This window comes from Rhizobium sp. PEPV16, from assembly GCF_008919455.1.
GTDB lineage: Bacteria > Pseudomonadota > Alphaproteobacteria > Rhizobiales > Rhizobiaceae > Rhizobium > Rhizobium leguminosarum_Q.
Genome location: NZ_VSZV01000173.1, coordinates 2,594 through 9,738 on the forward strand (window position 1 = coordinate 2,594; position 7,145 = coordinate 9,738).

The window sequence follows — 7,145 nt, forward strand, 5'->3', positions numbered from 1 at the left end:
AACTCTTCGCGCGCGGCAAGCGCCTCCGTCGTTGGTGAGGCGAGAAAGGAAAGCGTCTGAAATGAACGGCCCATGCAATGCCCTTTATGATGCTGCCCTAGCTAAAGGATAAAGGCCTTGCGCGACAAGGACGTTTTCTATCGCGAAGCGTTTTGAGCTGCAGCCGAGCTGTCCGCGCAGACACGGATTTTCCCTTTACAGAATTATAGAATCTGCTAGTTGGGGCAACTAGCGCCCTTGTAGCTCAGTTGGTAGAGCACCTGATTTGTAATCAGGGGGTCCCGGGTTCGAACCCTGGCGGGGGCACCAGCCTACGCTCTGTGAGCTTCGGCTCGGCGAGCCGAAGAGAGCAGCTAAGCGGAGGCTGTCGCGTCGTAGTTCCGTCAGGAACGAAGGCGGACTGGTTCCAGAATGATCCGGCACCATCTTTTCCCCACGAGTCTGCTACCCCATAGTCTGGGGTTCGATGCTGTTTGGCTCAATCGCACCGGCAGACTTTTCAGAAGGTTTACATCGGTTGATGAACCGCGCGTGAAGGGCTGCTTCAGCGCCAATTCAGCCGCGCCCGCCTATCTTCGCCTCATCATCAATGAGGAAACAGCCATGAAGCTCGCACATCTCTTTCTTGCCGCAACCATTTCCGTCGGTGCGGCTTTCGCGTCCGTCGCAACGGCGGCCGCCATGCCGGCCGAGCGGCCGGCGGTGTCGACTGAGGGCGATATCGTTCAAATTCGTGATGGCTGGCGACGTGATCGCGACCGTGACGATCGTGGTTGGCGCCATGAGCGCGATTGGCGCCGGTCCGACTGGCGCGATGATCGCCGTCATTGGCGGCGGTGGCGTGCCGAGCGTTGGCAGGAGCGCCGCGAGTGGCGCGATCGCGATCGCGGCATGCCGTTCTGGCTCTACCGCAGCTGACGATAACGGCCCGGATCATCCGGGCCGTTACTTTAATGAGTGACGGGCTCGTTGACGCTCGCCTCGATCCTGATCTCCGTCCGCGTTCCTGCCAGAATTATTGCACCGGTCCCGGCGTCGCGGGGCCGGGCACTATCGGTGACAGTGGATCGGGCTGGTGGACGGGGTGCGACGTGTCCACCCAGATGATGCTGAGGATAATCACGACGAAGACCGCGATGAAGAGGATACCGAAAATCAGCGGTCGAATGGCCATGATAGGGTTCGTTCCTTCTTGCTTCTGAGTGGGTCGCTGTGACCAATCATTGGCCGATCATAGTGCTCCGGGGTGTCATTCCAAGGCAAAAGTGGATTTTTCTGGCATCGGAGCCGGACTGCGGTAGCGGCGGACGAGCGAAAGCGGCCTGCCGCCTTCCAGAGCCGCGAGCGTGGGAATAAAACGGATCATGACAATTCCCCTATTGCCGCGACGACAGCGTCACGCGCCTTTTCAGACGCGCAAAGGACGTTGTAGCACTTTGAATGACTGCCTGCGGGCCAGCCTATGCCTTCAGGTGGATCCGCGCCGCATAAAGCGCGATTGCCGCTGCATTCGAGACGTTGAGCGATTTGATCGAGCCCGGCATGTCGAGACGGGCAAGTGCGTTGACGGTTTCCCGCGTCTTCTGCCGCAGTCCCTTGCCCTCGGAGCCGAGCACGAGCGCCACTTTCTGGCCCGAGAAGGTGCCTTCGAGTGGCGCCGGCGCTTCCGAATCGAGGCCGATGGTGGAGAAACCGAGCTTGTGCAATTCACCGAGCGCATCGGCGAGATTGGTGACCTGTATATAAGGTATCAGTTCCAGCGCGCCGGAGGCGGACTTGGCGAGCACGCCCGATTCGGTCGGGCTATGCCTCTGGGTGGTGATGACCGCTCCCGCATTGAAGGCGACGGCCGAGCGCATGATCGCGCCGACATTGTGCGGATCGGTCACCTGATCGAGGACGAGCAGGAGAGGGCTTTCCTTCAGCGCTTCGAGCCGGCGCACCGGAAGCGGCCGTGTTTCCAGCATCACGCCCTGATGGATCGCCTCGGGGCCGAGCACCTTGTCGATCTCCTGCGGCGAGACGATCTCGAAGGGAATGCCGAGCGCCTCGACGTCGACTTCGAGGCGCGCCAGTGCATTCTGCGTCACGAACAGCTTGATCTTCTTGCGCTCGGGATTGTCGAGCGCTGCACGCACCGTATGCAGGCCATAGAGATGCACTTGGTCGGGCGCTAGCGTTGGCGGCTTCCAGTCCTCGCCGCCGCGCTTGCGCTTCTGCGGCTGAGGTGTCGGAATCTCGCCGCGTTCGCGCTTGGCGTCGCGGTGGGCGCGCCGCAGAGTGGCGTAATGCGTATCCTTGGCGGATGGGTCTGTCGCGGTCTTGCCGCCGGATTTGTTGTCTTTGCTCATGCAGCTTTATAGCCATGGCGCTCGCTGCCGCATAGGCTTTCTTTCATATGCCGGCTTTCGGTGGCGAATGAAATTTTTCGTGTTTTTTCCGTTGTCATCGTGTTGACAGACTGAAATGCTCCGGTCATATACGCGGCGCAGACGACGGGCAGCAACGCTTCGAAGTCTGACGAACTTGGTCTTGCGATCCGGACGAAACTGGAGAGATGCCCGAGTGGTTAAAGGGGACGGACTGTAAATCCGTTGGCTCAGCCTACGTTGGTTCAAATCCAACTCTCTCCACCATTCGTCATCGGATCGGACCACCCCGCGGGTATAGCTCAATGGTAGAGCAGCAGCCTTCCAAGCTGAATACGCGGGTTCGATTCCCGCTACCCGCTCCAGTTTCCGTTACGCTACTTCATATGACCGCTGCAGCGGTCGTCCCTAGATGTCTCCGGCGCCGCCTGAGAAGCTGATGATTGCGGTTATCGGCTGGCAGGGAAGGGCGCTCGACGCCGAACGTCTATGGTGGGTCTCCGGCGGTCAATGCGATTTTCTCTAAGATTTCAGCGATTTTCGAGGGGGCTTTGGCGAATCGCCTTGCAGGCGGCGAATTGTCTCCCATATGCGCTGTCAGGCCAAGTTTGGCGTCTGCAATTAAGTCTTGCGCAATGTCGCCGAAAGCCTTAAACGGCGGCACTAAACCGGTTCGCCGGGGCCACCATTTTCGTTCACAGGAAGCATTCAAATGGGAAAGAGTAAGTTTGAGCGCAACAAGCCGCACGTCAACATTGGCACGATTGGCCACGTTGACCACGGTAAGACGTCTCTGACGGCAGCGATCACGAAGTACTTCGGTGAGTACAAGGCGTACGACCAGATCGACGCGGCTCCGGAAGAAAAGGCGCGTGGCATCACGATTTCGACGGCCCACGTTGAGTACGAGACGCCGGCCCGCCACTACGCCCACGTCGACTGCCCCGGCCACGCCGACTACGTCAAGAACATGATCACCGGTGCTGCCCAGATGGACGGCGCGATCCTGGTGTGCTCGGCTGCTGACGGCCCGATGCCGCAGACGCGCGAACACATCCTGCTGGCCCGCCAGGTTGGCGTTCCGGCAATCGTGGTGTTCCTGAACAAGGTTGACCAGGTTGACGACGCCGAGCTTCTCGAACTGGTCGAGCTCGAAGTGCGCGAACTGCTGTCGTCCTACGACTTCCCGGGCGACGATATCCCGATCGTCAAGGGTTCAGCACTTGCTGCTCTCGAAGATTCGGACAAGAAGATCGGCGAGGATTCGATCCGCGAACTGATGGCCGCTGTCGACGCCTACATCCCGACGCCTGAGCGTCCGATCAACCTGCCGTTCTTGCTGCCGATCGAAGACGTGTTCTCGATCTCTGGCCGCGGCACGGTTGTGACCGGCCGCGTCGAGCGTGGCATTGTCAAGGTTGGCGAAGAAGTCGAGATCGTCGGCATCCGCCCGACGACGAAGACGACGGTGACCGGCGTTGAAATGTTCCGCAAGCTGCTCGATCAGGGCCAGGCTGGCGACAACATCGGCGCGCTGATCCGCGGCGTTACCCGTGATGGCGTCGAGCGTGGCCAGATTCTGTGCAAGCCGGGTTCGGTCAAGCCGCACAAGAAGTTCATGGCTGAAGCCTACATCCTGACGAAGGAAGAGGGTGGCCGTCATACGCCGTTCTTCACCAACTACCGTCCGCAGTTCTACTTCCGCACGACCGACGTGACGGGCATTGTGACGCTGCCGGAAGGTACGGAGATGGTCATGCCGGGCGACAACGTCACGGTATCGGTCGAGCTGATCGTTCCGATCGCGATGGAAGAAAAGCTGCGCTTCGCGATCCGCGAAGGCGGCCGCACCGTCGGCGCCGGCATCGTCGCGTCGATCGTCGAGTAATTAGCGGCTGGGCCACCTGGCCCAAGGAAAGGATAGGGACGCCGATCTCGGTGTCCCTCTCGATCTTTGAAACCGGTGGCCCGCTAACGTAACTGAAGGTAAGTCGTGTCCCTAAGCGGTGACACGCGGATAACAGACACAAGGATAAAGTCGAATGAACGGCCAGAATATCCGCATCCGCCTGAAGGCGTTCGATCACCGGATTCTCGACGCCTCAACGCGTGAGATCGTATCGACGGCTAAGCGCACCGGTGCAAGCGTCCGGGGCCCCGTTCCGCTTCCGACCCGCATCGAGAAGTTTACGGTTAACCGGTCCCCGCACATCGACAAGAAGAGCCGCGAACAGTTCGAGATGCGCACGCATAAGCGCCTTCTCGATATCGTTGACCCGACCCCGCAGACGGTAGACGCGCTGATGAAGCTCGATCTCGCCGCCGGTGTCGATGTTGAGATCAAGCTCTGAGACCTCGGGTCTTCGGGCTGAGTGAGAAGGATTGAACCGATGCGTTCAGGTGTGATTGCACAGAAGGTGGGAATGACCCGCGTCTATAACGACGCCGGCGAGCATGTCCCGGTAACGGTACTGCGTATGGAAGGCTGCCAGGTCGTCGCTACGCGCACTGTCGAAAAGAATGGCTATACCGCAGTTCAGCTCGGTGCCGGCCAGGCGAAGGTGAAGAACACGTCGAAGGCGATGCGCGGCAACTTTGCCATTGCCAACGTCGAGCCGAAGGCCAAGCTGACGGAATTCCGCGTGTCGGAAGATCAACTGCTCGAGGTCGGCACTGAGATCAAGGCGGGTCACTTTGCAGCCGGTCAGCTCGTCGACGTGACGGGCACGACGATCGGTAAGGGTTTTGCCGGCGCCATGAAGCGCCACGGTTTCGGCGGTCTGCGTGCCACGCACGGTGTGTCGGTGTCGCACCGTTCGCACGGTTCGACCGGCTCGCGCCAGGATCCGGGCAAGGTTTTCAAGAACAAGAAGATGGCTGGTCACATGGGCCAGACGCGCGTCACGACGCAGAACCTGGAAGTGGTTTCGACCGACGAAGATCGTGGTCTGATCCTGATCAAGGGTGCTGTTCCTGGTTCCAAGGGTGCTTGGATCATCGTGCGCGACGCCGTCAAGTCGGCCGCGAAGTAAGGGAGCCAGATCAATGGAATTCAACGTCAAGACCCTCGAGGGAAAAGACGCCGGGAAGGTTTCCCTTTCGGACGCTATTTTCGGCCTCGAGCCCCGCGAAGACATTCTCGCCCGCGTCATCCGCTGGCAGCTTGCCAAGAAGCAGCAGGGCACGCACAAAGCTAAGGGCCGCGCGGAAGTTTCGCGCACCGGCGCCAAGATGTACAAGCAGAAGGGTACGGGCCGCGCCCGCCACCATTCGGCTCGCGCTCCGCAGTTCCGCGGCGGCGGCAAGGCTCACGGCCCGGTCGTCCGCAGCCACGAGCACGATCTTCCGAAGAAGGTCCGTGCACTCGGCCTTCGCCACGCCCTTTCGGCCAAGATCAAGGCCGATGACGTCATCGTCATCGACAACCTGGTTGCCGCTGAAGCCAAGACCAAGTCGCTCGCGTCCGTTTTCGAGACGCTCGGCCTGACCAACGCCCTCTTCATCGGCGGCGCAGAGCTTGATGGCAACTTCAAGCTCGCAGCTCAGAACATCCCGAACATCGATGTTCTGCCTATCCAGGGCATCAACGTTTATGACATCGTGCGCCGCGGCAAGCTCGTGCTTTCCAAGGCTGCGGTTGAAGCGCTAGAGGAGCGATTCAAGTGACCGATCTTCGCCACTACGATGTGATCGTCTCTCCGGCGATCACCGAAAAGTCCACGCTGGTATCCGAAAACAACCAGGTTGTTTTCAATGTCGCCAAGCAGGCGACGAAGCCGGAAATCAAGGCTGCGGTCGAGGCGCTGTTCGGCGTCAAGGTCACGGCTGTCAACACTCTGCTGCGCAAGGGCAAGACCAAGCGGTTCCGCGGTTTCGTCGGCAAGCAGAAGGACGTGAAGAAGGCTGTTGTGACGCTGGCTGAAGGCCAGACGATCGACGTCTCCACCGGTCTCTGAGGTATAAGAAAATGGCATTGAAAACTTTCAATCCGATCACCCCGAGCCAGCGCCAGCTGGTCATCGTCGACCGCTCGGCCCTCTACAAGGGCAAGCCGGTCAAGGCGCTGACGGAAGGTCTGACCAAGAGCGGCGGTCGTAACAACCTCGGCCGCATCACTGCCCGCTTCATCGGCGGCGGTCACAAGCGCACCTATCGTCTGATTGACTTCAAGCGTCGCAAATTCGACGTCGAAGGCACGGTCGAGCGTATCGAATACGATCCGAACCGCACGGCTTTCATCGCGCTGGTGAACTATGCTGACGGCGAGAAGGCTTATATCCTCGCTCCTCAGCGCCTCGCTGCCGGTGACAAGGTTATCGCTTCCGAGAAGGCTGTCGACGTCAAGCCCGGCAACACCATGCCGCTGCAGTTCATCCCGGTCGGCTCCATCATCCACAATGTGGAAATGAAGCCGGGCAAGGGTGGTCAGATCGCTCGCTCCGCCGGTGGCTACGCACAGCTCGTCGGCCGCGACCAGGGCATGGCGATCCTTCGCCTGAACTCCGGTGAACAGCGTCTCGTTCATGGCTCCTGCCTTGCTTCGATCGGCGCGGTCTCCAACCCTGATCACGCCAACATCAACGACGGCAAGGCCGGTCGTACCGTTTGGCGCGGCAAGCGTCCGCATAACCGCGGTGTCGTCATGAACCCGGTCGACCATCCGCACGGCGGTGGTGAAGGCCGCACCTCCGGTGGTCGCCATCCGGTGACACCGTGGGGCAAGCCGACCAAGGGCAAGCGCACCCGGTCGAACAAGTCGACCGACAAGATGAACAT

Annotated in this window: 9 protein-coding genes and 3 tRNA genes; 10 read left to right on the forward strand and 2 right to left on the reverse strand. The window is 60.3% G+C overall.

From position 1 onward, the window contains the following. The first annotated feature begins 233 nt into the window (after positions 1 to 233). Both FY112_RS04020 and FY112_RS04025 read left to right on the forward strand, forming a co-directional pair. Positions 234 to 309: transfer RNA gene (locus FY112_RS04020), tRNA-Thr, on the forward strand. A 222-nt stretch (positions 310 to 531) separates the two neighbouring features. After that, positions 532 to 918 carry a hypothetical protein gene (locus FY112_RS04025; RefSeq protein ID WP_181018147.1) on the forward strand — a complete coding sequence of 129 codons (387 nt, stop codon included), beginning with the start codon at positions 532 to 534 and terminating at the stop codon, positions 916 to 918. A gap of 97 nt (positions 919 to 1,015) precedes the next feature. Here the strand turns inward: FY112_RS04025 and FY112_RS36585 are convergent, their stop codons facing one another. Both FY112_RS36585 and rlmB read right to left on the reverse strand, forming a co-directional pair. After that, the gene (locus tag FY112_RS36585) at positions 1,016 to 1,174 is read right to left on the reverse strand and encodes a hypothetical protein (protein ID WP_017960031.1); all 159 of its coding nucleotides are present in this window, start codon (positions 1,172 to 1,174) and stop codon (positions 1,016 to 1,018) included. 286 nt (positions 1,175 to 1,460) lie between these two features. Further along, positions 1,461 to 2,351: a 23S rRNA (guanosine(2251)-2'-O)-methyltransferase RlmB gene (gene rlmB / locus FY112_RS04030; RefSeq protein WP_151517764.1), complete on the reverse strand. Its 891-nt coding sequence runs from the start codon at positions 2,349 to 2,351 to the stop codon at positions 1,461 to 1,463. A 200-nt stretch (positions 2,352 to 2,551) separates the two neighbouring features. Between rlmB and FY112_RS04035 the strand changes: the two genes are divergently transcribed. The 8 genes from FY112_RS04035 to rplB all read left to right on the forward strand — a co-directional run. Beyond that, positions 2,552 to 2,636, forward strand: a tRNA-Tyr gene (locus FY112_RS04035). A 24-nt stretch (positions 2,637 to 2,660) separates the two neighbouring features. Then, positions 2,661 to 2,734 (forward strand) — tRNA-Gly (locus FY112_RS04040). 347 nt (positions 2,735 to 3,081) lie between these two features. Then, positions 3,082 to 4,257, forward strand: a complete 1,176-nt coding sequence (gene tuf / locus FY112_RS04045) for an elongation factor Tu (RefSeq protein WP_012757012.1) — start codon at positions 3,082 to 3,084, stop codon at positions 4,255 to 4,257. 154 nt (positions 4,258 to 4,411) lie between these two features. Then, complete coding sequence (gene rpsJ, locus FY112_RS04050) at positions 4,412 to 4,720, forward strand: 30S ribosomal protein S10 (protein ID WP_003547547.1); 309 nt, start codon at positions 4,412 to 4,414, stop codon at positions 4,718 to 4,720. A 39-nt stretch (positions 4,721 to 4,759) separates the two neighbouring features. Continuing rightward, on the forward strand, positions 4,760 to 5,401 hold the full coding sequence (rplC, locus tag FY112_RS04055) for a 50S ribosomal protein L3 (protein WP_003547548.1): 642 nt from the start codon (positions 4,760 to 4,762) through the stop codon (positions 5,399 to 5,401). A 13-nt stretch (positions 5,402 to 5,414) separates the two neighbouring features. Continuing rightward, complete coding sequence (rplD, locus tag FY112_RS04060; protein WP_003547549.1) at positions 5,415 to 6,035, forward strand: 50S ribosomal protein L4; 621 nt, start codon at positions 5,415 to 5,417, stop codon at positions 6,033 to 6,035. Beyond that, positions 6,032 to 6,325: a 50S ribosomal protein L23 gene (locus FY112_RS04065; protein ID WP_003547550.1), complete on the forward strand. Its 294-nt coding sequence runs from the start codon at positions 6,032 to 6,034 to the stop codon at positions 6,323 to 6,325. Before rplD ends, FY112_RS04065 begins: the two co-directional genes overlap by 4 nt. Positions 6,326 to 6,336: 11 nt before the next feature. Then, on the forward strand, positions 6,337 to 7,145 hold an 809-nt coding region (rplB, locus tag FY112_RS04070; RefSeq protein ID WP_151517765.1), incomplete at its 3' end, for a 50S ribosomal protein L2.

Bases quoted from the DNA above. Each gene is read 5' to 3' on its own strand.
- rplD (WP_003547549.1), top strand. From the start codon at position 5,415: ATGGAATTCAACGTCAAGACCCTCGAGGGAAAAGACGCCGGGAAGGTT.
- rpsJ (WP_003547547.1), top strand. From the start codon at position 4,412: ATGAACGGCCAGAATATCCGCATCCGCCTGAAGGCGTTCGATCACCGG.
- rplC (WP_003547548.1), top strand. From the start codon at position 4,760: ATGCGTTCAGGTGTGATTGCACAGAAGGTGGGAATGACCCGCGTCTAT.
- rlmB (WP_151517764.1), bottom strand. From the start codon at position 2,351: ATGAGCAAAGACAACAAATCCGGCGGCAAGACCGCGACAGACCCATCC.
- tuf (WP_012757012.1), top strand. From the start codon at position 3,082: ATGGGAAAGAGTAAGTTTGAGCGCAACAAGCCGCACGTCAACATTGGC.
- FY112_RS36585 (WP_017960031.1), bottom strand. From the start codon at position 1,174: ATGGCCATTCGACCGCTGATTTTCGGTATCCTCTTCATCGCGGTCTTC.